The sequence below is a fragment of the Pseudophaeobacter sp. TrK17 genome, assembly GCF_042192375.1.
Lineage (GTDB): Bacteria > Pseudomonadota > Alphaproteobacteria > Rhodobacterales > Rhodobacteraceae > Pseudophaeobacter.
On the sequence record NZ_CP071704.1, the window covers coordinates 69,270 to 95,556 of the forward strand.

The 26,287-nt window shown below is 59.2% G+C and carries 27 protein-coding genes and 2 pseudogenes; 5 read left to right on the top strand and 24 right to left on the bottom strand.

Annotated features, from left to right (window positions below; translation table 11 throughout):
- Positions 1-188: 188 nt before the first annotated feature.
- A pseudogene (locus tag JZI28_RS23510) lies at positions 189-1,395 on the top strand (efflux RND transporter permease subunit); the annotation flags it as partial.
- 50 nt (positions 1,396-1,445) lie between these two features.
- On the opposite strand, the gene JZI28_RS23515 reads toward JZI28_RS23510, so the two are convergent.
- From JZI28_RS23515 to JZI28_RS23560, 10 genes are all read right to left on the bottom strand, one after another.
- Positions 1,446-2,687: a sialidase family protein gene (locus JZI28_RS23515; protein WP_375700377.1), complete on the bottom strand. Its 1,242-nt coding sequence runs from the start codon at positions 2,685-2,687 to the stop codon at positions 1,446-1,448.
- Between the two features lie 96 nt (positions 2,688-2,783).
- Complete coding sequence (locus tag JZI28_RS23520; protein WP_375700378.1) at positions 2,784-3,224, bottom strand: c-type cytochrome; 441 nt, start codon at positions 3,222-3,224, stop codon at positions 2,784-2,786.
- Positions 3,225-3,238: 14 nt separating this feature from the next.
- A complete protein-coding gene (locus JZI28_RS23525) occupies positions 3,239-4,543 on the bottom strand; it encodes an ABC transporter transmembrane domain-containing protein (RefSeq protein WP_375700379.1) in 1,305 nt (434 codons plus the stop codon).
- Between the two features lie 8 nt (positions 4,544-4,551).
- The gene (locus tag JZI28_RS23530) at positions 4,552-5,085 is read right to left on the bottom strand and encodes a plastocyanin/azurin family copper-binding protein (protein ID WP_375700380.1); all 534 of its coding nucleotides are present in this window, start codon (positions 5,083-5,085) and stop codon (positions 4,552-4,554) included.
- A gap of 107 nt (positions 5,086-5,192) precedes the next feature.
- Positions 5,193-5,909 carry a copper-binding protein gene (locus tag JZI28_RS23535; protein WP_045685165.1) on the bottom strand — a complete coding sequence of 239 codons (717 nt, stop codon included), beginning with the start codon at positions 5,907-5,909 and terminating at the stop codon, positions 5,193-5,195.
- 46 nt (positions 5,910-5,955) lie between these two features.
- Positions 5,956-7,314, bottom strand: coding sequence for a multicopper oxidase family protein (locus tag JZI28_RS23540; protein ID WP_375700381.1), 1,359 nt, complete (start codon positions 7,312-7,314; stop codon positions 5,956-5,958).
- 11 nt (positions 7,315-7,325) lie between these two features.
- Positions 7,326-8,786 (bottom strand): TolC family protein, encoded by a 1,461-nt coding sequence (locus tag JZI28_RS23545; RefSeq protein WP_375700382.1) that lies wholly within the window; start codon positions 8,784-8,786, stop codon positions 7,326-7,328.
- Entirely contained in the window at positions 8,786-9,007 is a 222-nt protein-coding gene (locus JZI28_RS23550) for a hypothetical protein (protein ID WP_239032051.1), read from the bottom strand. The genes JZI28_RS23545 and JZI28_RS23550 overlap by 1 nt, the downstream gene beginning before the upstream one ends.
- A gap of 73 nt (positions 9,008-9,080) precedes the next feature.
- Positions 9,081-9,503, bottom strand: a complete 423-nt coding sequence (locus JZI28_RS23555; RefSeq protein WP_375700383.1) for a hypothetical protein — start codon at positions 9,501-9,503, stop codon at positions 9,081-9,083.
- A 172-nt stretch (positions 9,504-9,675) separates the two neighbouring features.
- Positions 9,676-9,885 carry a heavy-metal-associated domain-containing protein gene (locus tag JZI28_RS23560; RefSeq protein ID WP_007120889.1) on the bottom strand — a complete coding sequence of 70 codons (210 nt, stop codon included), beginning with the start codon at positions 9,883-9,885 and terminating at the stop codon, positions 9,676-9,678.
- A 138-nt stretch (positions 9,886-10,023) separates the two neighbouring features.
- On the opposite strand from JZI28_RS23560, the gene JZI28_RS23565 reads away from it, so the two are divergent.
- The gene (locus JZI28_RS23565) at positions 10,024-12,531 is read left to right on the top strand and encodes a heavy metal translocating P-type ATPase (protein ID WP_375700384.1); all 2,508 of its coding nucleotides are present in this window, start codon (positions 10,024-10,026) and stop codon (positions 12,529-12,531) included.
- A 19-nt stretch (positions 12,532-12,550) separates the two neighbouring features.
- A complete protein-coding gene (gene cueR, locus JZI28_RS23570) occupies positions 12,551-12,970 on the top strand; it encodes a Cu(I)-responsive transcriptional regulator (protein ID WP_375700385.1) in 420 nt (139 codons plus the stop codon).
- Positions 12,971-13,240: 270 nt separating this feature from the next.
- Here the strand turns inward: cueR and JZI28_RS23575 are convergent, their stop codons facing one another.
- The 12 genes from JZI28_RS23575 to JZI28_RS23630 all read right to left on the bottom strand — a co-directional run bounded on the left by JZI28_RS23575 (position 13,241) and on the right by JZI28_RS23630 (position 21,380).
- Positions 13,241-13,981: a cytochrome c biogenesis CcdA family protein gene (locus tag JZI28_RS23575; protein ID WP_375700386.1), complete on the bottom strand. Its 741-nt coding sequence runs from the start codon at positions 13,979-13,981 to the stop codon at positions 13,241-13,243.
- Positions 13,978-14,469: a hypothetical protein gene (locus tag JZI28_RS23580; RefSeq protein WP_375700387.1), complete on the bottom strand. Its 492-nt coding sequence runs from the start codon at positions 14,467-14,469 to the stop codon at positions 13,978-13,980. The genes JZI28_RS23575 and JZI28_RS23580 overlap by 4 nt, the downstream gene beginning before the upstream one ends.
- A 64-nt stretch (positions 14,470-14,533) precedes the next feature.
- The gene (locus JZI28_RS23585; RefSeq protein ID WP_375700388.1) at positions 14,534-15,169 is read right to left on the bottom strand and encodes an SCO family protein; all 636 of its coding nucleotides are present in this window, start codon (positions 15,167-15,169) and stop codon (positions 14,534-14,536) included.
- The gene (locus tag JZI28_RS23590) at positions 15,169-15,459 is read right to left on the bottom strand and encodes a hypothetical protein (RefSeq protein WP_132998136.1); all 291 of its coding nucleotides are present in this window, start codon (positions 15,457-15,459) and stop codon (positions 15,169-15,171) included. Before JZI28_RS23590 ends, JZI28_RS23585 begins: the two co-directional genes overlap by 1 nt.
- 82 nt (positions 15,460-15,541) lie before the next feature.
- A complete protein-coding gene (locus JZI28_RS23595; protein ID WP_037929516.1) occupies positions 15,542-16,054 on the bottom strand; it encodes a TlpA disulfide reductase family protein in 513 nt (170 codons plus the stop codon).
- Entirely contained in the window at positions 16,051-16,647 is a 597-nt protein-coding gene (locus JZI28_RS23600) for a DsbE family thiol:disulfide interchange protein (protein WP_093734045.1), read from the bottom strand. Before JZI28_RS23600 ends, JZI28_RS23595 begins: the two co-directional genes overlap by 4 nt.
- Complete coding sequence (locus JZI28_RS23605) at positions 16,644-17,069, bottom strand: cytochrome c (RefSeq protein WP_037929512.1); 426 nt, start codon at positions 17,067-17,069, stop codon at positions 16,644-16,646. Before JZI28_RS23605 ends, JZI28_RS23600 begins: the two co-directional genes overlap by 4 nt.
- A 149-nt stretch (positions 17,070-17,218) precedes the next feature.
- Positions 17,219-17,353, bottom strand: a complete 135-nt coding sequence (locus JZI28_RS23610; protein ID WP_007121580.1) for a hypothetical protein — start codon at positions 17,351-17,353, stop codon at positions 17,219-17,221.
- A 66-nt stretch (positions 17,354-17,419) separates the two neighbouring features.
- Complete coding sequence (locus JZI28_RS23615) at positions 17,420-17,875, bottom strand: DUF411 domain-containing protein (RefSeq protein ID WP_093734044.1); 456 nt, start codon at positions 17,873-17,875, stop codon at positions 17,420-17,422.
- A 40-nt stretch (positions 17,876-17,915) separates the two neighbouring features.
- Positions 17,916-19,355 carry a multicopper oxidase family protein gene (locus tag JZI28_RS23620; protein ID WP_141135344.1) on the bottom strand — a complete coding sequence of 480 codons (1,440 nt, stop codon included), beginning with the start codon at positions 19,353-19,355 and terminating at the stop codon, positions 17,916-17,918.
- 655 nt (positions 19,356-20,010) lie between these two features.
- Positions 20,011-20,634: a transmembrane anchor protein gene (locus JZI28_RS23625; RefSeq protein ID WP_375700389.1), complete on the bottom strand. Its 624-nt coding sequence runs from the start codon at positions 20,632-20,634 to the stop codon at positions 20,011-20,013.
- 17 nt (positions 20,635-20,651) lie between these two features.
- A complete protein-coding gene (locus tag JZI28_RS23630; protein ID WP_375700390.1) occupies positions 20,652-21,380 on the bottom strand; it encodes a HupE/UreJ family protein in 729 nt (242 codons plus the stop codon).
- 501 nt (positions 21,381-21,881) lie between these two features.
- Here JZI28_RS23630 and JZI28_RS23635 point away from each other — a divergent pair.
- Positions 21,882-22,142, top strand: a complete 261-nt coding sequence (locus tag JZI28_RS23635; protein ID WP_007120627.1) for a metal-sensing transcriptional repressor — start codon at positions 21,882-21,884, stop codon at positions 22,140-22,142.
- A gap of 8 nt (positions 22,143-22,150) precedes the next feature.
- Positions 22,151-23,470, top strand: a complete 1,320-nt coding sequence (locus JZI28_RS23640) for an MFS transporter (protein ID WP_375700391.1) — start codon at positions 22,151-22,153, stop codon at positions 23,468-23,470.
- Between the two features lie 244 nt (positions 23,471-23,714).
- Here JZI28_RS23640 and JZI28_RS23645 read toward each other — a convergent pair whose 3' ends face one another.
- Both JZI28_RS23645 and JZI28_RS23650 read right to left on the bottom strand, forming a co-directional pair.
- Entirely contained in the window at positions 23,715-25,253 is a 1,539-nt protein-coding gene (locus tag JZI28_RS23645) for an ISL3 family transposase (RefSeq protein WP_081710569.1), read from the bottom strand.
- Positions 25,254-25,415: 162 nt separating this feature from the next.
- Positions 25,416-26,279, bottom strand: a pseudogene (locus tag JZI28_RS23650) (FGGY family carbohydrate kinase); the annotation flags it as partial.
- Positions 26,280-26,287: the final 8 nt, after the last annotated feature.

A 26,287-nucleotide genomic window follows, 5' to 3' on the forward strand; every position in this document is an offset into this window, starting at 1 on the left:
GCTGATCTTCAACACGAAGGAGATCTGACATGTCGAAACGGAAGCAGCATCGCCCTGAATTTAAGACCAAGGCCGCATTAGAGGCGCTGAAGGGCGAAGAGACGGTCAGCGAGTTGACCAGTTGATTTGGGGTTCACTCAACGATGCCCCCTCAATGGAAATTATATGCCTGCCCGGGTCACTTCTGAGTGGAAATCAACAGCCTGCGGCAGGAAATGGATGCCGCCCTGCAATTTCCCGGCGTATCGAACGCCTGGACGATGCCGATCCGGGCGCGCATCGACATGCTGTCCACCGGCATCCGCACGCCTGTGGGGATCAAGGTCTTCGGCACCAGCCTGACCGAGATGGAAAAGGTCGCCCGTGAGGTCGAAGCCGTGGTACGATCGGTGCCCGGACCGTACAGCGCTTGGCCGCTACGGTCTGTCGGTGCAGGATGTGCAAGAGGTAATCGGCATGGCGTTGGGGGCCAAGGCCATCACCCAGACCGTCGGGGGACGCGAGCGCTACGACGTCGCAGTGCGCTATCCGGCGATACTGCGGTCTGATCCGGAGGCGATTGGGCGCGAGGTTCAGGTTGCACTGCCGGGCGGTGGCACCATTCCGCTGGGGGACGTGGCCACCATTGAACGCACCCGCGGAGCTACGTCGATCCGCACCGAGAACGGACAGCTTGCCGTATATATCTTTGTCGATATCGTCGGACGCGATCTTGGCGGCTATGTGGCCGAAGCTCAGGCGGCGGTCGCGGCCTCCGTCACTCTGCCACCCGGCTATTCTTTGGGCTGGAGCGGTCAGTTCGAATACCTTGAACGCGCGAAACAGCGGCTGGCCACTGTTGTTCCGCTGACGCTGGCGCTGATCTTTCTGCTGCTTTACCTAAACTTCCGCCGCCTGACGGAAACCTTGATCGTGATGCTGTCGCTGCCTTTCGCTCTGGTCGGTGGCATTTGGCTCATGTGGTTCATGGGCTTCAACATGTCGGTTGCGGTGGCCGTCGGGTTTATCGCGCTGGCCGGGGTGGCGGCTGAAACCGGAGTGATCATGTTGATCTATCTCGATCAGGCGTTGAATGAAGCGCGTGCCCGCGAGGGCGACAGGGACCTGACCCGCGACGAGCTCTACGCCGCGATCATGGTGGGTGCAGTAGACCGCGTGCGCCCCAAGATGATGACAGTTGTCGCAATCATGGCCGGCCTGATGCCGATCCTTTGGGCGCATGGCACCGGGTCCGAGACCATGCAGCGCATCGCAGTGCCCATGATCGGGGGAATGGTGTCGTCAACCTTGCTGACCCTGATCGTCATTCCGGCGGTTTATGCCATCATCAAAGGGTGGAGCCTGAAGCAAGCCGGTACAGTGCCTGATTTGGCCCTCGGGCGGGCCGCAGAATAAGGGCAACGGCGTCAAGCAAGCAATAGGATATTGAGATGTATGCTCGAAACCTATGGAGTCACCGCGACTTCGACCATGCGGATTGTAGTGTCCCCATCCCCGCCGCCGGTCGGCTGCGTCCAGGCCACAAACGTACCGGCGTCTCCGCGCGCCATTCGGGGAAAACCGATCGATCCGCCGCCCCGATTGATATGGAGCGCCTGAGGCGCTGCGCATCCGGTACTTCGCGATATGTGGCACATGACGATCGCTTCACCGCCTCCCACATATTCAATCCAGAGCGCCAATGCGCTTCCATCCGGCATTTGCAGAACATCCACCCGTCCCGCGGCTGTGCCGAGGTCAATGCGGAGCGGTTCGTCAAACTGCGCACCGCCATCGTCCGAAAACGCGATATAAACCTCCGGTTTATTCTCAGCTGCAGTGAACCAGACAACGGACACCTTGTCGTCCATCGTATCAACGGCTGGGCCATTTACGGGGCATCCGGAGATCTCCCATCCGTCGTTATGGATCGTGGCGGGCTGCGTCCATTCCCCGTCGGCGTGCCGCACAAGCGATATATCGCGGATTTCACCCGCCGTGCGGTCGCGATAAACGGCCACGATGTCGCCCGAGCCGGTGCGCGCCGCCGACGTCTGGCAACAAGTGCAAGCGCGCACATCCAACAAGCTTTCTGGCTTCATCGTTCCGTCAGAGTTGATCTGCCGCGAACGCAACTGCATTGCATTCTCGAAACTGTCGCCTTCTGTCTGACTTTCATACTTCCGGCCATCCAGCCACAGCGCCGTCAATCCGCCAAACTGATGGGGAACCAACGAAACAAACCCATGCTGGCGTTGAGATCTGTCATCATGGAGGATAAGGGGGACCGACCAACTTTTGCCCTCATCGAGGGAAAAAGCAATATTCACGTCGTATTGGTAATCGCTCGTACCATTGAGTTCGAGCCATTGTGCCGCCAGACCACCATCAGCCAGCACCGTTACCGATGGAAAATCGGCCCAGTTGATGTAAATCTTTGACGATTTATGAATTGCACGAGCGTCCGACCACTCACTGCCATCGAGGATGGCCATGCGAACCTCCGATTCGGCTCCTTTTTCTTCTGTCCAGCTCAATATGATCCGGCCATCCGGCAAGGTTGAAAGTGATGGTTCACGGGCGCCGATGCCGACCGGTGCTGCGTGGTCGGTCAATCTAAAGAGGCCGGTTTCCTCGGCATGAGTTGCGGTGGAAGATCCGAAAAATGCAGCAAGGATCAGGATCGATGCAGCGAGACACTTACTCATCTAGAGAATTTTCCTCAACAGTTGTGGCCATGTCGCGGCGAGCCGAATAGTCGTTGACCGCGAACCAAATCCCACCCTTCTGTCCGTCGAGACGGCTCAATTGATCCCATTGGCACGCTGCAATGCACGAACGTAAGACACGATATCGAGAATATCTGATCGCGTCACGCCTTCAACCGCTGGCATGTTGCCAAATTTCCAATGATGCGCCCGAACGCCATTCTGCGCTGCAAGGACAAACGCCATGTCACCGTGGTGGCCCGGCTCATAAATCTTGTGAACAAGCGGTGGAGCAACACCATCCCGGCCTTGCCCGTTCAGGCCGTGGCAGGCGGCACAGTCCGCATCATAAGCGCTTGCGCCGATCTGCTCCTGCTCTGTAAAACTGGCTGGCAGCTTAACAGTTGCAAGCGCACCTGCAGGAAGCACCCTGCCCTCCTCCGTCCGGGTGCCCGTTTGGGAGTCGGTCTGCTGCTTGAAATACCATCCCGCCGCAACAACGGCGACCAGAGCAAAAAATATTGCTGCCCATCTCATTCTATCAGACTCCTTCATGATGTTGTGATTGCCCCCTGTCTCTTCAAAGGCAAAGCCGGATATCTCAGTGTGGCTTCCTCGAATTGGCTGACCTCTTCTAGCTTAGGGTTGTCTGCCTGAGATTTCCTCGATCGCTGAATCGATCCAGTGAAAAAGGTCGTGATTTCCTGATATCGGATCCGCGTGTCTTCCAGCGTCTGATAGTAATTGAAGAGCTCTTTCAGCGGTGCCGAAAAGTCCTTGTGCGCTGCCAGGACGGCCACAAGCGCGCCGAGTGTAATCCGCCCGTCGATGACGAAGTATCCGCCCAGAGAGTAGAACAGGAATGGCGTCAGCGCGGTCAGAAAATTGTTCAGGGCCTTGATAAAGAATTTCAGGCGGAAGATCTTCCTGCGCACGTGCTCAAGCTCTCTAAAACTTGCACTCGCTGGCAGCAGCCCAGCCGAGTTGACCTGCCGTTGGCGCAATTGATCGCTGAGCTGCCTGCCAAGCTGTCGGACTTCCTTGATCCTGGTACGCGAAAGCGCGTTGACCCGGCGTTGCAGCTTGGGCAGCAGCACGAGCTGAATTGGCAGTACCGTCAGTGCGGCGGCACCCAAGACAGGGTCCTGAATGAACATGAAAAACAGGATCGTCAAAAGCGTACCGCCTTGCAGGATTGGCAGCGTAAGGACGTCCGCCGCGAAGCCACCTATCGGCTCGACTTCCTGTGCAAGAATTGGGACGATCTCGCTTTGGTTTCGGGAGTCTGGATCGCTGCGCCATTGCCGATAGACCAGCAGGCGGAAGCGTCGAAGAAAACGCTCCGCGACATACCCTTTGAAGACGTTAAGGCCATATTTGTTTAGCCCATTCAGGACAATAGCCAAAAGGTAGAGACCGCAAAGAAGCATGAGGAAAACGACCTGGTCGACGTCCCGTCCCAAAACGGCAACAGGGAAACGGTCAGAATCCAGAGCGTTGTTTACGATCTGTTTTGGCAGCTCCAGGGTCAGATAGAGAATAGGCATCGCGATGAGGCTAACCACGATCATCAGCGCCTGCTGCCTTCTGGAATAGCGCAAGACGGTGCTGAAAAGACTGCCTTCGAGCCCTCGTATGGGCTCTTGGTGGAACGCAGGCGTGCGAAGGTGCCTCCAAAGCTTCAGAACGCCGCGAATTGCAAGATATGAGCCAACACTGATCAGCAGCGCAGGCGCCAAGACCAGTATGAGATGAATGAACGGATGCACCCAGTCTGGCGTGGCATCATTGTAGTCGTATCCGAACGCGGCAGATACGTTATGTACAAACACATGATACCTATCCGAGAGCGACATGGAAAAGTCTAACCCTTGGATTTCGGCGCGAGGTGATCGTGGACGATGATGACGCCCCACATGCCCGCCTCCCGGTGGCCGGGTATCAAGCATGCAAACTCCAGGTTGGTCACATCGGAGAACTCCCAGATCAAATCGGCATTTTGTCCACTTGGGATCGAAACCGAGTTGGCGCTGTCATGCTGCATATCGGGATGTTCGCGCATCCATTGCTGATGTTTTGCGACCTCGTCAAAGGAACCGAGAAAGAACTCGTGATCCAATGCGCCGGTATTTCTGATTGAAAACCGGACAACCGAGCCGCTTTCAATCTGGATCGCGTCCGGCTCGAAAAGCATGTAGCCGCTTTCTGTCTCCCTGATGGACAATTCAATCGTCGTGTCGATTGAGGAGCCATCACCGGGTTTCCCGATCGGATCATGGCCAGGCACTTCGAATGCACGCGCGTGAGGCTGCTGGCCCTTGCCACTGGAAGCGCCCACTGAAAAAGCCGGAAGGACGAGCGCAAGGGCGATGGTGCAGGTTCTCAGGAAATTCGTCATGCTCGGCTACCTCCGTAGCGCTTGATTTTTTGGGATCTTCTTGCTTGCTCGGGCCAAGCCTCAAAGCGATGGGGCCAAGGCGTTTGCCCTGGCCCCATGGATTTTCATCACTTGATCTGTGTGACAGTGAGTTTGCCCTTGACCCGGTCAGCGACGAATTCGATGTCCTGACCTTCCGACATGTTCGCGATCATCGTCTCGTCCGCGCGAAACACCATGGTCATGGCGGGCATGTCGAGCGTGACCAACGGCCCGTGGATGATTGTAACCTTGCCGGCCTTGGCGTCGATTTTCTTGATGGTGCCGCTCGTGTATTCCACGTCAGCCTGAGCCATCTGGTCACCTACTGCGACCTCACGGTGCATGCCGGATTCGTAGTGGCCGGCGATCAAGCATGCCGCTTCGAATGTGCCAGAATTTGCGAAAGTCCAGACAACCTCGCCCGAAGCGCCCGCATCGAGACGGATACGGTTCGGATCGTCATGTTCCATGTCCATCTTGGCCATTTCGATCTTATGCTCGGCATTACGCTCTACCGTGTCGAGGACAAATTCATGCTCCAGCTCACCCTTGTTGGTGATGTTGAAGCGGATGGTTTCGCCCTCCTTGATATCCATCGGCTCACTCTCGATCAGCATCTGGCCCTCATCGTTTTCGAGCAAAGTGACGTCGATTGTGCGGTCAACCTTGGCGGCGTCACCCGGCATGCCGACCATCATTGCGGCTGGCTTGGTCTCCCCATGTCCACCGTCGTGTGTACCTGCAGCAAAGGCCGGTGCTGATAGCGCGATCGCGAAGCTTGTCGTCAAAAGAAGATTTCTCATTTTATTGTCCTGTAGGTTGGTTCGGTTGGAGATGACGAAGGGCCGCTCAGCCCTTCGAGGTTGGTTTCGGTGTGAGAATGGTCTTGGGGCTGTTGTTGGAGGCAAAGTCGGGTAATTCGCCAGTCCATTCGTAGGCCATCTCGCCCGGAGGGTTCTCGTACCAGCCGGGATCGGAGTAATCGTCCGCGTCGATGCCGTCCCGCACCTTCACGACCGAAAACATGCCGCCCATCTCGATGGGTCCGTACGGGCCCCAACCCGTCATCATCGGGATGGTATTGTCGGGTAGCGGCATTTCCATTTTTGCCATGTCCCCCATGCCGGACATGCCCATCGGCATGTATTCCGGCTGGAATTGACGGATCTTCTGGGTCAGCGGCTTCTTGTTCACCCCGATGAACGTCGGCACGTCATGGCCCATGGCGTTCATCGTATGGTGCGATTTGTGGCAATGGATCGCCCAATCTCCCAGATGATCGGCGACGAATTCGTAGGCGCGCATCGCACCTACGGGAATGTCGATGCTGACCTCCGGCCACTGTGCTTCAGGCGGCACCCAGCCGCCATCTGTGCAGGTGACCTTGAAGTCATAGCCGTGCATATGGATCGGGTGGTTCGTCATCGTAAGGTTCCCAACCCGTACTCGCACCCGGTCGCCCTTGTTCACGACCAGCGGATCGATGTCGGGGAAGATCCGGCTGTTCCAGGTCCAAAGGTTGAAATCCGTCATCGTCATGATGCGGGGTACATAGGTACCCGGATCGATGTCGAAAGCATTCAGCATGATCAGGAAATCCCGATCGACCGGCATGAATGTGGGATCCTTGGGGTGGACCACGAACATGCCCATCATCCCCATCGCCATCTGGGTCATTTCATCGCCGTGGGGGTGGTACATGAACGTTCCGGACTTCACCAAGTCGAATTCGTAGACGAAGGTTTTGCCCGGCGGGATGCTTGGATGGCTCAATCCGGAGACCCCATCCATGCCTGAAGGAAGAATGAGCCCGTGCCAGTGCACCGTTGTGCCTTCCGGCAGCTTATTGGTGACGTAGATGCGCACCCGGTCGCCTTCGACTGCTTCGATCGTCGGGCCGGTGGATTGGCCGTTATAGCCCCACAAATGCGCGATCATGCCATCGGCCATCTCACGCTCGACGGGCTCGGCAACAAGGTGAAATTCTTTCACCCCGTTGTTCATCCTGTGGGGCAATGTCCAGCCGTTCAAAGTGACGACAGGAGTATAATCCACACCAGAGGACGGTCGCGGCGTGACCGCTGTTGCTGCGCTATCCATTTGGGCAGCTTCGGGCAGGCCCATGTTCAGGGTTTGACCCCAGGCTTTCGAAGATACCAGCGTTGCACCTGCCGCGCCGGCTCCGAGTAATTGACGTCTATTTAGCATGTCAGTTCCTTTCAGTGTCCTGCGCCGCCACCGGCGGCAAGTGTTGCGCCTTCTCCACCAGCACCGCCGCCATCTCCGCCGCCATAGATCGCAGCGGTCAGGTCAGCCTGAGCCATGTAGAATTCGCGTTTTGCGTTTGCCGCTTCCAGTGATGCGCCAAGTTTCTCGCGCACGTCTGTCAGTAGCTCGAAAGTGTTGGTGATCATGCCGTTATAGGACAGCAGACCCTCTTCTTCGACGGTCGTGCGTAGCGGCACCAGAACGTCGCGGTAATGGCGGGCGATCTTATATGACGCATGATAAGAGGCTTCAGCACCACGCGCTTCGGAGCGGACGTTGACGGCTCTCTCTGCCAGCACGTTGGCTGCTTGCAGGTACGACAATTCCGCCTTGCGCATCCGTGCCTTCCCGGTGTCGTAGATCGGGATTGCGAACTCCACCTCCACCTGAGGGGTGGTTACGGTTTCTGTTTCCCCGTCCTCGATTTCCCTCTCCGCTTCGAAGCCGGCAATGAATTCGAGATCGCTGATAATGCGGGTCTGGTCGGTCAGACCGAACGCTTTGGCCTGTGCTTCCAGGCCAAGTTTGGCAACGCGCAGATCAACCCGATTCCGCAATGCCTTCGCTTCGATGTCAGTCACACGGCCGACGGAACGCGGCAGCGCAGGAAGGGCATCGGGCACATAATAGTCGACTTCGGTGCCCCACAGCCCCATGAGCCTGGTCAGCTGCTCCTTGGACCGGGTAGCATTCAAGCGTGCCTGGGCAAGTTGTCCGGCGAGTTCGGCGTTGAAGGCCTGTTCACGGGCCTGCCCGGCTGTGTTAAGCGCGCCGGTCTCGCCCAGTCTCATCGCCAATTCCGATCCGGCGTCAGACGTCGCTTTCGCACGGCGGAGATAACTCACGGCCTCGAAGGCGGCTACGGCATCGACCCATGCCTTCCGCGTCTGATTGGCCAGTGCGAGCGTGTCGTTCACGGCGCTCAGTTGAGCCTGCCGGAAGTTTGCGTCTGCAATGGCCGTACGCTGCTTGCGAGTGGTGGCATCGAGCACGTTCGACCGGATCAGTCCTTCGATCGCCCTGTAGGCACCCAGTTCGGGCGCACCGATGCCGAGTATACCGATTGCGACGATCGGATTTTCCGGAGTCGATTGCTGCCAAGCCTCAGCGGCGGAGAGGCCGACATTTGCATAAGACGCCTGCAACCCCTTGTTGTTCAGAAGCGCGACCTGAACGGCGGTGTCCGCCGAAATGGTCTTGCGGTGCACCATTGCGTGCACCTGCTTCTTCAAGGCCTCGTTTTCGGCCTGGGTTTCGGCGAAAGCTGTCCGTTTGCCGATGGCTGGTGTGACCTGGCTGGAAATATTGGCGAAGCCAGCTTTTGGTTCCGTGTAGATGCCTGGCACAGCTGTAGCACAGGCACCCAAGATTAGCGGAAAGCCGAAAACCAGCGGAAACTTCGATACCCGCATCAGTTGCCCTCCGTCTGTTCTTGATTGACGGAACGCCAGTCGCGGGGACCTGTAGGGCCGCGATAGGTGTAGCCCGCCAAGGGGTCCTGATAGCTGATCGGCGATGAAACTGCCGTGTTGGCGACGGCCTGTTGGGTCGCGACGGACGGCAACGGGGTGGGCTCATAGGCGCATGCGCCAAGCCCGAGGGCCGAAGCCCCCATAAGTAGATGAATTTTCATGAAAGTAACCTGATTGGTGAACGTTGTCTCACGCAGAATCTGCGCAAGGCTCACACCCGATTTGGGCGCCGGTTCAGATCAGGAATCGAGGGGGCCGAAGAAACCCTGCTGTTTCTACCGAATAAGTTTGACCGTCCAGAATGACATATTCACTTTTACCAACCGGCTCTGCTCTGATCCTGGTGTCTTCGATGAAGACGACAGAAATACAGATGCCGTTGCAACACTCTTTGGATTGTTGCTCTTTGCCATCCTTGTCGGACGCTGCGATGTCGATGTCGCTTGCGACCCTAAGCTTCTCATGCGCGTGATGCGCATCGCTTCCGGTGTCATGAGTCATGGCAGCACCAACGACACCAACAGACTTGGCTTGATGTCCGTCATGCATGCCGGACGCAGCGTGAGCGGCAGAAGGTGGTGAAAACACCAATGCCAGCGCAAACGCAATGCACGTAAACGCCCTTGACCAGCTTGATATGAAAACTCGAAAGCTCATGCCGCGAACATCGGATACCGACGCAGTACAGTCAATCCGTCCTGCGCAGGAAGGTTTGTCGCTTTTTTTGAAACAGGCGAGTTTTGGCCGCTGCTGTCAGAGAGTGTTGCATATCAGCGACATAGAGAGAGCCACTATCTCCGTCCAGCGGAGCGTTGCTGACGCATCTTGGCTACTGAACCTCTGCCAGCTTCTCAGACCTGTAGCCCGCATCGCTGATCGCTGCGGCCAATGCAGTTTCATCAAGAGTGCTGTCGACGTCGACGATACGTGCAGTCAGATCGCACGAAACCGTTGCATCTGGGTCGGCCGCCATAATGGCCTTTTGGATGGAAGCGGTACAATGGCCGCAACTCATGTTCGGTACGCTGAATTTGAACATCGCAATCTCCTTTGACGACATGCATGTAAGGCGTTCCGGCGCGGGAAGGTCAATGGCCAGAATTTTATTCTACATGCCTGTTGACCTTCCAGTAACTGGAGGCCCTATCTGTAGCAGGATCAGATCAAGGAGATTCTCATGTCGGATCCGCGCACCCTTCGGCTTTCCCTGCAAAACATGTCATGCGCTTCCTGCGTCGGGCGCGTGGAACGTGGCCTCACGGCTCTGCCGGGGGTCAGCGATGTCCGCATCAATCTCGCCAACGAGACCGCCCAGGCGCAGATAGACACGCCGGAGCGCATTGCCGAAATCGTCACGGCCCTTCAGGAGATCGGCTATCCGGCCCGGAGCCGGAGCGTACGTCTGAACATCGCATCCATGTCCTGTGCCTCGTGCGTCGGTCGGGTGGACAAGGCACTGGCAGTGCTGCCGGGCGTGCTGGACGTGAACGTCAACCTGGCCTCGGAAACCGCTACGGTCACCTATCTGGAGGGCGCGGTCGCGGTTGTCGACCTCATCAAGGCGGCCAGCGACGCAGGTTACCCCGCTACTCAGGCCGAAGACAGTTCATCGGAAGACGCAGGAGCCCGCAAGAACGAAGAGGCGCGGGTTCTGGCACGACGGACTGTCGTGGCAGCGACCCTCGCCCTGCCGGTGTTTCTACTTGAGATGGGCGCACATCTGATCCCCGGCATGCACGGTCTGATCGGTGACACCATCGGCCACCGGGCCAGCTGGATGATCCAGTTCGTGTTGACCACAGCAGTCCTGCTCTGGCCAGGACGTACTTTTTACACACGCGGTTTCCCGGCACTGTTGAAAGGCGCGCCGGACATGAACAGCCTTGTCGCGGTTGGCACATCGGCGGCCTACGTCTATTCGCTCGTGGCGCTTTTCGCACCGACGCTGCTGCCCGCGGGATCGCGCGCGGTCTATTTCGAGGCGGCGGCGGTGATCGTGGTGTTGATCCTTCTGGGCCGCTGGCTGGAGGCCCGCGCCAAGGGCCGGACCGGGGCTGCGATCCAGAAGCTGATGGGCCTTCAGGCAAAGACGGCCCGTGTGCTGGTAGACGGAGAGCCGCAGGATGTGGCCATCGACCGCATCGTCGCTGGCGACATTCTGATCGTGCGCCCTGGCGAGCGGATCGCAGTGGATGGTGAGCTGACCGAAGGCAGTGCCCGTGTGGATGAAAGTATGATCACCGGCGAACCGGTGCCGGTCGCCAAATCCGTGGGCGATCCCGTCACCGGCGGCACCGTCAACGGCAGCGGTGCCTTCCGGTTTAGCGCGACGCGTGTGGGTGCCGACACGACGCTGGCCCAGATCATCCGGATGGTCGAAGAGGCGCAGGGCGCCAAGCTACCGATCCAGGGGCTGGTGGACCGGATCACGCTCTGGTTCGTGCCCGCTGTCATGGCATTGGCGCTTTTGACGGTGATTGTCTGGCTGTTGGTCGGTCCTTCGCCCGCGCTGTCCTTTGCTTTGGTGGCCGGTGTATCTGTGCTGATCATCGCCTGCCCCTGCGCGATGGGGCTCGCCACGCCGACGTCGATCATGGTCGGCACGGGACGTGCCGCCGAGATGGGCGTGCTCTTCCGCAAGGGCGACGCGTTGCAACAGCTATCCAGCGTGGATGTGGTGGCGCTGGACAAGACCGGAACGGTCACCCAGGGCCGCCCGGAACTGACCGATCTCGTGCTTGCGGACGGCTTTGACCGCGCCGAGGTGCTGGCACTGGTCGCCGCTGTCGAGGCGCAATCGGAACACCCGATCGCCGAGGCAATCGTGCGCGCGGCAAAGGTCGAGGGCGTCGCGCGGCATGACGCCAAGGATTTTGAATCCATCACCGGCCACGGCGTGCGGGCAAAAGTGGCGGGCCGCAAGGTGCTTGTCGGGGCCGACCGCCTGATGACCCGCGAGGGGCTGACAATCAGCGATCTGGCCGACGAGGAGCGTCGGCTGGCCGAACAGGGCCGCACCGCACTTTTCGCGGCGATCGACGGTCGTGTCGCCGCCGTCATCGCGGTAGCCGATCCGGTGAAGCCGTCCAGCGCCGCTGCAATCCGCGCCTTGCACGCACAGGGACTGAAGGTTGCCATGATCACCGGTGACAAGCGCGAAACGGCAGAGGCTATCGCCCACGAAACCGGCATCGACCATGTGATCGCTGGCGTTCTCCCCGACGGCAAGGTGGCGGCGCTGGATGATCTGCGCGGCGCGGGCAATCGCATAGCGTTCGTTGGCGACGGGATCAATGACGCACCCGCGCTTGCCCATTCAGACGTGGGTATCGCCATCGGCACCGGTACAGACGTGGCGATCGAATCCGCAGACGTGGTGCTGATGTCAGGCGATCTGCGCGGCGTCGTGAACGCCCTCGAGGTGTCGCGGAGCACCATGCGCAACATCCGCCAGAACCTGTTCTGGGCATTTGGATACAACGTCGCCCTGATCCCGGTTGCGGCGGGCGTGCTTTATCCGGTGTCCGGGCTTTTGCTCTCACCGGTTCTGGCGGCGGGTGCGATGGCACTCAGCTCCGTCTTCGTGCTGACGAATGCGCTGCGGCTGCGCCGCGTGCGCCCGGCGATGGACGAAACGGCGCGCCCCTTCTCCGAAGCCTCGGCATCCCCAATTCCAGCTGAATGAACTCAAGGAGGAAACGATTATGAACATCGGAGATGTGGCCGACCTTTCCGGCCTTCCCGCCAAAACGATCCGCTACTACGAAGACATCGGTCTTGTCGAACCGCTGCGCAGTTCAAACGGCTATCGCAGCTTCCGGCAGAGCGACGTGCACAAGCTGGCCTTTCTGGGCCGCGCCCGCGCCCTTGGATTCACCATCGAGGATTGCCGGAGCCTGCTGAAGCTTTATGCCGACACCGACCGCGCCAGTGCCGAGGTAAAGCAGATCGCCGAAGAGCACCTTGACCGGATTGACTGCAAGATCGCGGAACTGACTGAAATGCGCGCCACTCTGTCGCATCTTGTGGATGCTTGCGCGGGCGATCACCGCCCCGATTGCCACATCTTGGCCGATCTGGCGATGGAACAAAAGGCGGGCAGTATCAGCAAGGCGTCCGGATAGCTCTGACGTCTGCAAAAGCCGAACTTTCCCGAAAACTACGGAACATTCCAGCGCAGCAATGTTGTTCCTCCCGTAGGTCATCAATTTTTCGAGACTGGAGGTTTCCAATGACATACACACGCTTTTTCGCGATGATCGCCACATCCACGGTGGTGATGTTCATCCTGATGTATCTCAACACCTATCTGCTGACACGTCCTTTCTCAACCTGATCTTTCTCGTCATCGGGGCAATACTGATCTGGCTTCACCTCAAAAATGCAAAGGAAAATTAACCGATTGAGGCCAGGAATGGGAAGGTTCCCAGAAGCCAGTAGGCAACCCGGGACAATTGGCCGGTCATGATGGCAACGCCCATGATGATCATGGCGACGCCTGCGCCCTTATAGAGCCAGCGACCGGCCTTGCCGATCTGTCTGACCCGCGCGGCGATGGCGTCGGTGAACAGCGCGGCCAACAGGAACGGCACGCCCAGCCCCGCGGAATAGATCGACAGCAGCCAGATTCCGTCCGACATACCGCCGGAAGTCGAACTGAGTGTCAGGATCGCGCCAAGGATCGGTCCGATGCAGGGGGTCCAACCAAAGGCGAAGGCCAAGCCCAGGACGTAGGCTCCGAGCGGGCGACCCCCCGGAATGTCGAGTGTGAAGCGGGTGTCACGCGAGAACGCTTCCAGACGGAAGGCACCCAGCATGACCAGTCCGAACAGGATGATGATCGCCCCGCCCAGATAGTTGAGCTCAGTGCGCCAGGACAGAAGCAGCGACCCGAGCGCGCTGGCCCCGGCACCCAACGCGACAAAGACCGTGGAAAATCCCAAAACGAAACAGGCGCTTAGCCCAAGTGCCCCGGCGCGCGCCCGCAGGCCCACCGATCGCGTCGTGCGCAAATCCGGCTGGCCAGCAATATAGGAGACATAGCCCGGCACCAGCGGCAGGACGCAGGGCGACAGGAACGAAATGGCTCCCGCCAGAAACGCCGCGACGATGCCGATGCCGGAAATATCCATCATGCGTTACCATGTCCGCTGAAGGGCCGTGATGCCCACCAGAAGGCAATCAGCGGGATTACGATCCATTGCAGTACCGGCGACAACCCTGCATCGAGGACCGGAATGATCGGCATCAGGTCCGAATAGGCCCAAGCCGCGCGGATCACGATGTTGAGCCATTCACTGAACAGCGTATATCCCAAACCGAACAATATTGTCAGGACGGTCACCGATCGTCGTGTCGGCGCCACGAAGGGCCAGCCGCGGCCCGTCAGCATCAGGGCAAGCATCAGCGCGCTCATGGCAATCAGGATGTCGCCACCCGTGCAATGAACCGCGGCGAAGACGATCTCACCCCAGGTGCCCTCGTTCCAGATCGTATAGAGCGGCATGTGGGCGAACTCCCAGATCAGATTAGCCGGGATGATCACCGAAAAATATCGACGGAGTGCTGTCAGGGAAATTCTATCCGGCGCGGACTGCATGACGCCAATCTCAGCATTACTCATTGAAACGCCCCCGTCAGCCGGTCCCACCAACCGCGTTCCCGGCGTCGGTGCTGGGCATTGTTGATCAACTCGCTGACATATAGGTCAGGTTCACATGCTTGAATTCCATACCATGGAACTTTGCGGCGAACCGCCCCCCGATATCCACGACATGGGTCACTGCGCCGTGCATCATCATGTCGCTGTCGGCGGTCATCGTGAACTCCAGCCCATAGTCCCGCGCCAGAAGGCGCGTTGCGTCGTCAGCTTGATCAGGCCGTTTGGTCAGGATGACCCAGTTGGTCGGATCGAATCCATGCCGGTTCCCATATTCGCGCAGGACGTCGGGCGTGTCATTCACGGGATCGGTCGTGATCGAGATGAATTGCACCAGATCCTGCATCGGCCCGTCGTTGATCGAAGCCTGGACCGCCGCGATCTTTTCCGCATGGAGCGGGCAGATATCCGGGCAACTGGCGTAAATAAAATGCAGGATAACCACCTTGTCGCTGAAATCCGACAGGCGCACGGGATTGCCCGCCGCATCCTGCAACCCGAAATCCGGGGCCTGTGCGGCGTCGATGGCCTGGAAGGATGGCTCCATCTCGAACATCCGCGCATCCAGATTTTCACCCGGATGATCGGCGAAGGCCGCAGAGGAGATCGTGGCCGCAAGTGTCGCCAAGGCGGCGCGCCGAGTCAGACAGAAAATCAACTGCATCACCTTTCCGGTTGATCGGGTTTGCCACCACCCGCATCGTTGCATTTCCCGCCGGACCCGCCCTTCATGCACAGACCAAGCCCGCACATCGCGGCACAGGGTGCCAGCGAGACCAGGACAGGCGCGAGACCGATCGCGGTGAGCCATCCCCAGTTCAGGGCCATGCCGCCGCCCATCACGGTTGCCGCACCGACGAACAGCAATCGTCTGCGCGGCAACCACCGGAGCCGGTTGCCGACGCTTTCGGTGCCGACGGCGCCCGCATCGTTGGAAGATGATATGTCGGTCATCCGGAAAATCCTTTTGAAGTTTGAGTACTGGTCATTTTGAGAACTGGACGGTCAAGGGCGGGCGGCGCTCTTTCAGGGGCGCTTATTCGATAAAGCCTCGCAAGAAGGAGACCATCTCGGGATCATCCCATTCGGCCGGGCCGACCAGTCTCCCAAGCTCCCGCCCCTGCGCGTCGATCAGGATCGTTGTCGGCAGACCGACGGTGCGCAGCGCGGTCATCGACAGCATGGTCTTGTCGACATACATCTTGAGATTGTTGACACCGATCTCGTCGTAGAACCGCCGCACGACGGGCGACCCGGCCCTGTCGATGGACAGGGCGACAACCTCGAAACGGTCGCCGCCAAGTTCCGCCTGAAGTGCATCCAGCGTCGGCATCTCTTCCCGGCAGGGGACGCACCAGGTTGCCCAAACGTTCACGAGGATCACCTTGCCACGAAAATCCTCCATGTCCCCACGGCTGCCGTCCTCGGTCTCGAAGCGCACATTGATCACCGGCTGCGGCGTGTCGTGCAGTGCGAAGCCTTGCGGCCCGGCAAACGCCGTGCCGACGGACAATGCCCAGACGAGCAGCGCCGTTTTGAGATATTTCATGGCGTTGGCTCCTTGCCAGCTTGGGTTTTCAGATCACGGACGATCGGCAAAAGGGTTTCCTCCAGAATCGCTCGCGTGATGGGGCCGACATGGCGGTAGGCAATGGCGCCGTCGGACGTGATGACATAGGTTTCGGGCACGCCGTAAACGCCCCATTCGATGCCAGCACGTCCGTCGATGTCGGCCCCGATGCGCGCGTAGGGATCGCCCAATTCGTCGAGCCAGGCGCGCGCCTGCTCGGGTGGGTCCTTGTAGTTGATCCCGTAGAGCGGCACCTCACCGGTGGCGCTCAGCTCCATGAACAGCGGGTGTTCGGCCCGACAGGGCACACACCACGACGCAAAGACGTTCACCAGCGAGACATGGCCGATCAGGTCCTGCGTCGAAAGACCTTCCTCGCGGCCGAGCACCGGAGCAAGCGCAAACTCCGGCACAGGTTTGTCGAGAAGCGCCGATGGCAAGTCGTCGCCGCCCCTGAAAAGCCCCCAGCCGAACAAGACCATGAGGGCAAAAGCTATCAGCGGCACCAGCACAAACCCGGAGATCCTGCGCCGCGGTACGGGGTCGATTTTGCTGACGACCTCTTGCGTCATGGCTGCACCTGCTCATCCGCAAGGGTACGGCTTTCCTGCGAAGCGCGGATCCGATCGGGCCATGTGCTCTTGATGTAATCGATGATCGCCGTGATCTCTTCATCCGTCAGCACCTCCTTGAAACCGGGCATGTCGCTTTCATAGCCATTCCCGACAATCGCCGCCGTTCCGCGCTTCACGATGTCCAAAAGCACGCGGTCCGTATGGTGCCAAGTATGGCCCGAGGCGTCATGCGGCGGGGCAGGCAACCGGCCGTTCGGCAATCTGGAGCGCCAATCGGGCTGCCCCTCCAGGTTTGCGCCATGGCAACTGGCGCAATTCTCCTGATAAAGGCGTTCGCCCGCGAGCGAGTCATCCTGCGCCGAAACGGGCAAGACCGTTGCAGCCAGCAAAAGTGCTGCGAGCCTAATGGTAATTTTCATGTCGCTTGTGCCTTCTTCTGGCTATCCAAATACAACGAGAGTGCGACTATCGATGCCACGACAAGCAGGACGGACGCCCCCAGACCAATCCCCATCGACAACAGGCCGTCGCCGTTGCTGTCGCCCTCATTCCGCATCTTGGCGCATTTCTATTTTCCGCTGTCCGAGCGGATGTATTTGACCAAGGCGATTGCCGCGAGCACCAGCACCGCCACGATGAGTAACCAAACCAGTCCCATCGCGATCATCATGCCGCCACCCATCATTCCACCATCCATCATCATGCACTTCATCCTTTGTTTTCCCTTGAAACCGGTCAGGCACGGGATCGCACCAGACCGCGCAATTGATCATTCGACCGCATAGACGGTCGGGTTCACACCTTCTTCGACGGTGTAAATCTTGAACGGTTCCTGCTTCGCGCCCCCCATACCCGGCGATCCCAACGGCATGCCGGGAAGTGTCAGACCGGCGATGTCCGGGCGCTCATCAAGCAACTTGCTGACGACATCAATTGGCACATGACCGCTGACGACGTAGTCACCCAGAAAGGTCGTATGGCAGCCCTGGAAATCGTCCGGGATACCTGCATCACGGCTGATCTGAGCAAGATCATGGGTCGGCTTTACCTCGACCGTGAAGCCATTCTCGCGCAGGTAGTCCGCATAGCTCTCGCAGCATCCGCATTGCGGGTTCTTGTAGAGCGTGGCCTCTTGCGCTGCGGCAGGCGCGGCATTCAGGCTCATTGCAAAGACAGCGGCAGCACCTGCGGTGCCAAGACTGGCAAGTCCAATTAGTTTCTTCATCGGTTCTTTCCTTTCGTGGTGATCGTTACGTGAGATTGTTTCAGGTTTTGGTCGTGCCAGGATCGACACGTATGATGCCCATCATGCCGGCCGCCTGGTGTTCGAGGATGTGACAATGGAACATCCAGTCTCCCGGATTGTCCGCCACGAAGGCGATTTCGACCCGTTCCTCGGGTGCCAACAGGACGGTGTCCTGCCATTCGCGATGCCGTGTCGGTTGTCCGTTCCGTGCGATCACACGGAACGAATGTCCATGAAGATGCATCGGGTGATGCCACGCGGTGCGATTGTCCATCTGGAGCACATGCGACGTGCCCTGCTGCAGGAGCAGCAATGGATCCATCATGTGCCCCGTTGCTGCTTTGCCGTTGATGAACCACATGTTGCCTTCGCGCATCTGCTCCATCATGGACCCCATGCCGCCGCCCATCATCATCTGCCCCATCATGCCGCCGTTGAAGACGATCTGATGCCGCGTGGCGGCTTGCATATCGGGTTCGGCCAGCGGGTTGGGAGGCAGCGCCATCGACCAGTCCGGGACCGCGTCCCGTAACCGATCCGGCCCGTAGGCGAGATCGACCAGACGGTATTCCAGATCCCTGTAGAAGACATCGGTGATGGTCAGGCTCTCTCCGGGCTTGCCGATCATATCAATCACCAGATCGACACGCATGGCCGGACCGACCACCACGATGTCATCGACTGGTACATGAGGTGATACGGGTTGACCGTCCAGAGCGACCACGACCGGCGCAAGACCACTGAAATTCAGCCCGAAGATCCGGGCATTCGCCGCGTTGATCAACCGCAGGCGGATGCGTTCTCCGGATCGCACGGAGATGCGTTCCGGCATCTGGCCGTTGATGGTCACGGAATTGCCTATGCGGCCGCCGTGCATGGCGTCGTGACGGCTTCCGAAGTCCCCGGCAATCTGTCCTTCTCGGGTCATGCGCCAGTCATCGAGCATCCAAGTCAGGTCGCGATCCACACGGATCGGGTCCGCCTCCTCGACGATCAGCGGCCCGTAAAGGCCACGGCCGACCTGTTCTGAACTGCGCTGGTGCGGGTGATACCAGAACGTACCTGCGTCCAGCGCATCGAATTCGTAGAGAAACTTGCCACCGACTGGGATCGGGTCCTGTGTCAGGAAAGGCACGCCGTCCATCGCATTGGGTGTGCGAATGCCATGCCAGTGGACCGTCGTCCCTTCATTTAGCCCGTTCTCGGCCAGAACCCGAATTCGGTCTCCCTGCAGCACCCGGATCTCGGGGCCGGGGAGGGATCCGTTGTAGCTCCAGACGTCGGTAGAGCCGTAGGGTGCCGGTCGCAGGGCGGCTTGTCCGGCCGCAGCGCGTAGCAAGAATGGGTCCTCTGTCGGACCTGCCATCGCTACTCGTGCCGGTGACAGAGCGGATATGGCCGTGAAAGCGGCACCGGTGCACAGCACGTGCCGCCTTGAAATCAGTCTGTTGAGGGTCATTACTTCTGCCTTGATCTGAAAGGGTCGCACTCAGCCAGCTTCGGCCAAGGCAACGGTCAGGCCCCGCAACAAGCGAGGCCGTTATCAGGTTCAGACAGGCAGCTTGGGAGGAAATGGATCAAGGGAGGGAACCGCGCCAATCGGGATCACAGGTCCCGCGACCGGGATGACAACGCCGAAGGCCATCTCAAGCGTCATCGCTGACGTACGAGCTACGATACCGGCCGTACTTCCCGCGCCACAAGGGACTGTACACCCACCCTCGCAGGATATCCCGTCAGCAAATCCGATCGGATCGCATCCGCCGCAATGGTCGTCCCCGCTTTCGGCGCCCACCATCTGAGCCATTGCTGCCTCAGCCGCATTCACTGCCGATACATCCGGCGCAACCACGGCACCGAAGCTCAATGCAAGAATCAAAATGAGGCGGAAAACGCAGATCATGCGATCCTTATGCAAGCTTCCAGTAGGGGGAGGTCAAGAAGTATCCCGTAACATAGGCGTGACATTGCCACGCGGGTACTCACTGATTGGCCGAAAGATGCCCGAAGTTGGTTTCAGGGGAAAATCTGAGGCGAGACTGCGGACTCATCCAAGGTCTTTTTCGGAGCCAGGCTGCCACCCGCATCTTTTCATGCGGGTGGCAGCCCTTGTGTCAACTTGCGTCTTTGAATTCGGTGTATTCGCCGCGCACCTGGACAGTCACGGTTGCGGGCTGGCTGTCCCGATTCCGCCAGAACCATCCGTGTTCGCCGTCAAATGCCGCGATGATCTCGCCCTCGTCGCCCGTCGAACCGCGGCCCTTTTCATAGGTCACCGACTGACCGCCGCCGTGGCCGTGCATGTCGAAATTCACCCGACCGCCATCGACCAGCATTCGGTATTCCACCGTCTGGCCCTCTTCCATGACCAGCTTCCACTCGGCACTGTCGCCGGGTGCAAGCGTAAAGGTGGTTTCGTCACGCCAGATTTCGGCCTCCTGTGCATGTGCCGCGCCGACAAAAAGTCCGAAGATATCGTTCATAAGGCTCGACTGCTCTTCGGCTTCGATCTCCAACAGCCTGTCGGCTTCGGCCTCCTCCGCAAGCTGGGCTTTGATCTCACCCATCTCGCTCAGCCCGAGAACCCCGCCGATCCCGGTCGGGTCGATGTTGTATTCGGCAGGCAGCACGACGGTCACAAGGATCGCAACGGCGCTGGCCGCCGCAATGGCAGTGGAACGGATAAGCTGCGCGGAGCTGGGAAGCTCATCAAGGCTCGGTTTTTTTGCGTTAAACATCTTGGTCTCCTAAATTCTCAGGTGGCTACGAAGTAGCCGGTGATTTGCAGGCCCATGAGGATGAATCCCATGGACATCATGACGACGTTGGCGGTGTAGGCTTGGCGGAAGAAGTTTGGGGATTTCCGCCAGAATCCCATGACGATGAGGATCACGGCAAGCGCCATGATCTGGCCAAGCTCGACGCCCACGTTGAACGCCAGAAGATTGGCCAGCAGCCCGTCCGAAGCGATTTCATAGTCTAGGATTTTCGTGGCCAGGCCCGTGCCGTGGAAAAAGCCGAAGATCAACGTTGCGGCCTTGGTGTTCGGCTGGAACCCGAACCAGCGCTGATACGCCCCGAGATTGTCGAGCGCCTTGTAGACGACCGAAAGGCCGATGATCGCGTCGATGATGTAGGCGTTGATGCCCCAGCCGAACCAGACACCGGCCAGCATCGTGGTCGAGTGCCCCAGGGCGAAGAGGCTGACATAGATGCCGACATCCTTCATCTTGTAGAGGAAGAAGACGACGCCGAGCAGGAACAGGATGTGGTCGTATCCCGTCACCATGTGTTTGGCGCCGAGATACATGAAGGGAATGATGTTGATCCCCCAGATTTCTTGGATGTAGCCCGCGTCACCTTCGGTGACATTGTGGGCAAACGCGTGGCTTGCACTCAGAACGAGTGCCGACAGCGTTATTAAGGACAGGATCACGATCCGGCGTATGCCGGGATCGGTCCAGCCACGGTGGACTGTGTTCATGGATTTGACTCCGCATATGTGTTGATGATCGAATGCAGCGCGCTGTTGGCACGCAGTCGATCAGACGCGCGGAGGTCGTTCGATTTGGTATGTCTGTAAGGTGTTCGACGTGGCCGAACTCAAAGGCCATGCGGCTCTGTAAATATCGAGCGGGTGCAGCGATCGGTCGGGGCCAGGCACGACCGCCTGACTGTGATCGTGATCGACGCTGTCATGGTTGTGTCCATGCATGGCCCAGGCAAGGTCTTCTTCCAGTCCATGCGAATGACCGTGCTCAGCAATCATTTCTGCGTGCTCTTGGAGGACGCTGAAGACTGAGGGCGCGTGCGAGGTTGCGGGCACCACAGACCAGAGGAGTACGGCCAAACATAAGAGTGTCGCAAACGCGGCGTTTACAACTGTCCTCAAGGTTTCCATAGGTTCTGCCCGTCTGCTCGTCTCTAGCGTGGTGCGTCGTGGCACGATCTTGTTCTATCCTCCCGGGGGGGATAGAACTACTTTATGACAAAACATCCAGTCCATGCAACCCATCCCGCCCTTGTCGCCCGGCTGAAACGCGCTGACGGCCATTTGCGCGCCGTGATCGAAATGATCGAGGCGGGCAAACCCTGTCTGGAGATTGCTCAGCAGATGCAAGCGGTCGAAAAGGCCGTGACGAACGCCAAGCGTGCGCTGATCCATGATCACATGGACCATTGTATTGACGTTGAAAGTTCCGAAACTGATCGCGCCGAGTTGCGGGCGATCGCCCGATATCTCTGAGGCCGACCATGCTCGATATTCTCTCCGACCGCACTTATCGGCACCTGTTTCTGGCGCAGGTCGTAGCCCTTCTGGGTACCGGACTCGCCACAGTCGCACTCGGCCTGCTCGCATTTGATCTTTCGGGCGACGCGGCGGCACTGGTCCTCGGCACAGTCTTCACCATCAAGATGGTTGCATATGTGGGCATCGCGCCCATTGCAGGGGCTTTCGCAGACCGCGTGCCGCGCCGGGCGCTTCTGGTGACGCTCGATCTGGTGCGTGCCGGTGTCGCCCTCGCACTTCCCTTCGTGACCGAGGTCTGGCAGGTCTATGTCCTGATCTTCCTTCTTCAATCGGCTTCCGCCGCCTTCACGCCGACCTTTCAGGCAACGATCCCGGACGTTCTGCCGGAAGAGGCGCGCTATACCCGCGCGCTGTCGCTGTCGCGGCTGGCGTACGATCTGGAAAACATCGTCAGTCCGACGCTGGCGGCGCTTCTGCTCGCGGTGATGTCCTACAACACGCTGTTCTTCGGAACGGTTGTCGGTTTCGCCGCATCAGCCCTTCTGGTTGTTTCGGTCGTGCTGCCGAGTCCCCGCCCATCCGAGCCGCGTGGTGTCTATGACCGCACTACGCGCGGCATCCGCATCTATCTGGCCACGCCCCGCTTGCGCGGGCTCTTGGCATTGAACCTCGCGGCGGCGGCGGCAGGTGCGATGGTGCTGGTCAATACCGTCGTTCTTGTGCGCGGCTCGCTCGGCCTTTCGGAAAGTGCTCTGGCCTGGACGATGTTCGCCTTCGGCGCAGGGTCGATGATCGCCGCGCTGGTCCTGCCGCGTGTTCTCGATGTGTTGCCGGACCGGCCCGTGATGTTCGGCGGAGCCGTGCTGATGGTGGCTACTCTGGTCGGTCTGGCATTGACGGTCCTTGGAGCAGGCCTTGGCTGGTCCATCCTCCTGACAGCCTGGCTGCTGGTGGGGTTGGGGTATTCCACCGTTCTCACCCCCTCGAGCCGGTTGCTGCGCCGTTCCGCCCACGCCGGGGACCGCCCGGCACTCTTTGCAGCGCAATTCGCGCTGTCCCACGCCTGCTGGCTTGTGACCTATCCGCTGTCGGGATGGCTGCTGACGGTCTATGGTGTCGTTCCCGCACTGATCGGACTGGCCCTCATCGCCGCCTTCGGAATGCTCGCAGCGCTGAAACTCTGGCCGTCCGGCGATCCCGTTGAGCTTGAGCACACCCACGATAATTTGCCACTCGACCATCCCCACCTAAGGGGACATCGCAGGCACAGCCATGCCTTGATCATTGACGAGAGCCATCCTCGCTGGGCCACGCATTTATAAATCGCAGCCAGAGACGAAGACTGGACACGGGCGGTTCGTTTTCATCTGTGCGGACATTCGTGCTTCGAGCAACATTCGTCAAACTGGGCTAGATCCGCGAATTCTCTGCAAGTTTGGCGGACAGAAGCGTTGGCTCTAACATAAACTGTCGGCCCCCCGACAAAGAGCACGGCTTAAGTTGCGACCCTCCACATCCGATACCGCCCCTGCCCCGTTGTCGCTTTACCCTTAAATCGGCTCTGCCTCAATCTGTGTGGCGGAACGGTAGCATTCTCGCCCGCAACAATTCTGGACCGGCTCGACCGTACATGGCGCGTTTGAGCGTCTTCAGGCGATTGATCTGACCTTCTGCTTGGCCGTTGCTCCATGGCATCTCGATGGCGTTTTTGACTGCATCGAAGTCCCGGTTCAATGTGCGGGCAAAGCGCACGATGGGCGCCAGATCGGTTTCGATCGCGTTGTCGATCCATGCTGGGAGCGGGTCTGCTTGGCGGCTGCGCAGGATGCCGTTGAACCGCATGGCGAGACTTCGCATCGTTGCGAAGGCGGGAGAACCGGCCTTGAGCGCGTCGACTTTCCGCGCTTGATCCGGGGTGAGCTTTCCGCGGGGTTTGATGCACAGCGCGGCTGCGATGACCGGGGAAATCGCGTGCCCCGTTTCCGGGTCCCGGACTGGCTTAAGGATTTCGTGCTCTACCTTGGAGTCGCTCCCTTGCTGTTCTGCTTTTCGCCAGCCCGCCAACAGACGCTGCAAATGCGACTGACTCCCCTCGTAACCGCGCTCTCGGATCAGACGGAACAGGGCGCTGCCAGTTCGAATGCCCTCCTTCCAGCTTTGGCTCAGGAACTCTTCAAAGTACCACGGCGATGTCGGCTTCAAAGCGGCCCGCCTGCGGTCCGGTGGTGTCTCGAACTGCAGCCATTTCGCGATGCTGCGACGCGGGAACCCTGTTCGCCGCCCGATCTCGCTGCATGAAAGCCCCTGATTTCGGAGCGCATGAATGGTGGCGAAAATCTCTTCCCGAGACGTCCTATGCGCCAGGCGTGACTTCAGAAGGCTGCCGGCTGCGGTGATGTTGTCGGCGTCGGACAGCAGCGCCCTGCCGGTCGCACGGCCGTGAAGGTTCATTTGCTCCTCGATGGCCTGCCGCAGGTTTTGTACGATATGGAACCGGTCAGCGACCTGCTTCGCCTGCGGTGCCCCTTGCCGTGCTGCCTGGGCGTAGAGACCGCAGCGATCTCTGCTGATCACTTCCACCTCGGGGTGTCGCTTCAGCCAGTTGGTGCAGCTGACGACATCTCGATCCTCAAGAATGTCGATCACCACGCGACGCTCCAGATCCACAATGATCGTGCCGTAGGTTTGCGATTTCCGCCAACTCCAGTCGTCGATCCCGATGACTGTCGGCGACTCGCCACTGTCTTGGGCACGGTTCTTCAGCTGCCTAAGCACCGTGTCATCGCTGACTCCAAGGCCCAAACGATGCAACAACCGCTCGGCTGGCCGTCCGCCGGTCGCATGCCCAAGATGGGTGACAATCTCCCCGACACGCGAAGTACGACGTGCAAATGGACGCGCAATCGAGGCGATTTGGTCTGAGAATGTCCGGCGTGGGCAAGCGGGTGCCTGACATCGCCAACGGCAAATTGCGAGATCAACCGTTACCTCGTCTCCATGCGCGGGATAATCCTGCAGCCGCCGACGCCGCCAGCCGTGACGTCGGCGTGAATGCAATCCACAGTCTGGGCAAATGCCGTTGGGAGCCAAGACGCCAGATACAATCCACCCGCCTCTTTCACTTCGCTCAACGCTTTGAACGGCAACATCGCTCCCGGGCGACCAGTGCTTCTTCGAACTCACAACTATACCTCCTGAATTTTCCAGTTTCAGGATAGTTCCGCCACACAAAGTGAGGCAGAGCCCAATTAAGGGCTACGCGACACCAATAGTTGAGAGCATTCGGTTGCGGGACATCACGCGTTCAGTGCCGGTGTTGAGCAAGGCAAAGCACCCGGTGCCATAAGTAGATTTCATCATGCCCGGTTCAAAACAGGCATTGCCGATCATTGCCGCCTGTTGATCTCCGGCCACCCCAAGGATGGGGATTTCTGCCCCTAACCACTGTCTTTGCACTTGGCCAAAATCGCCGTCGCAATCGCGTACCTGCGGCAAAATCTGACGCGGCACGTTAAAGAGATGCAACAGAGTATCGTCCCAGTCGTTGGCTTCGATATTGAAAAGCATCGTGCGCGCGGCATTTGTCGCGTCAGTCAAGTGCTGTCTACCGCCGGTCAATCGCCAGATCAGAAAACTATCTATTGTGCCAAAGGCAATGCGGCCTGCCACGGCTCTGGCACGCAACCCGGCCACGTTGTCCAAGAGCCAGGCGATTTTTGTGGCAGAAAAATAGGGGTCCAACAAAAGCCCCGTTGTCTGCGTCACATGTCGCTCGGCCCCGTCTGCTCGCAAATTGGCGCAGGTTTCGGCAGTCCGCCGATCCTGCCAGACAATAGCTGGATACACCGGCTCACCTGTATCACGATCCCATATCACGACGGTTTCACGTTGATTGGCGATGCCGATCCCGGCAATGCGGCTGGCGTCGATCTCAGCTTTTGCCAGACAGTCGCGCATAACTGTAAGAACGCTTGTCCAGATGTCGTTGCTGTCGTGTTCCACCCAACCCGACGCGGGAAAATGCTGCGGAAACTCATGCTGCGCAATGGCTACGATGTTTTGGGTCGCATCAAACAAGATCGCACGCGATGATGTGGTGCCTTGGTCAATGGCAAGGATATGGTCCGGCATAGATCTAC